Below are 570 nucleotides of genomic sequence, written 5' to 3'. Positions count from 1 at the left end.
GCCGTGCCCTCCAGCACGCTTGCCCTGAAGAACTCCGGCGCCGTCCAGGTCAGCGTGCCCGCCGCCCCGGTCGTGATCCCGCCCACCCCGCCCACCCCGCCCGCGCCCACCCCGCCCGCCACCACGACGACGACGATCGGCAGCGGCAGCGACGCGCTGGTGCTGAAGATCAGCGAGGACGCCTACAACGGCCACGCGCAGTACACGATCAAGGTGGACGGCGTGCAGGTGGGCGGCGTGCTGACCGCCTCGGCCAGCCACGCCCTCGGCCAGTCCGACACCGTGACCGTCAAGGGCAACTGGGGCAGCGCCGCCCACAAGGTGGAGGTGAGCTTCCTCAACGACGCCTGGGGCGGCACCAGCAGCACCGACCGCAACCTTTATGTCGACAGCATCACCTACGGCGGCAAGGCCGTGCCCTCCAGCACGGTGATGATCGGCAAGCCCGAGACCGTCGCCTTTACCACGCCCGCGGCCGCGGTCGTGCCGCCTCTCGGCGGAACGAGCACGACGATCGGCAACGGCAGCGACGCGCTGGTGCTGAAGATCAGCGAGGACGCCTACAACGGC

At 70.9% G+C, this 570-nt stretch carries 1 protein-coding gene; it reads left to right on the top strand.

Annotation, left to right across the window (positions count from 1 at the left end):
• On the top strand, nt 1-570 hold a 570-nt coding region (locus tag ACFFIC_RS26115; RefSeq protein ID WP_377055949.1), incomplete at both ends, for a carbohydrate-binding domain-containing protein.

Source organism: Muricoccus vinaceus (assembly GCF_042433125.1).
Taxonomy (GTDB): Bacteria; Pseudomonadota; Alphaproteobacteria; order Acetobacterales; family Acetobacteraceae; genus Roseomonas; species Roseomonas vinacea.
Note: the sequence above shows the minus strand (reverse complement) of the source record. Positions and strands in the feature narration are given on the sequence as shown.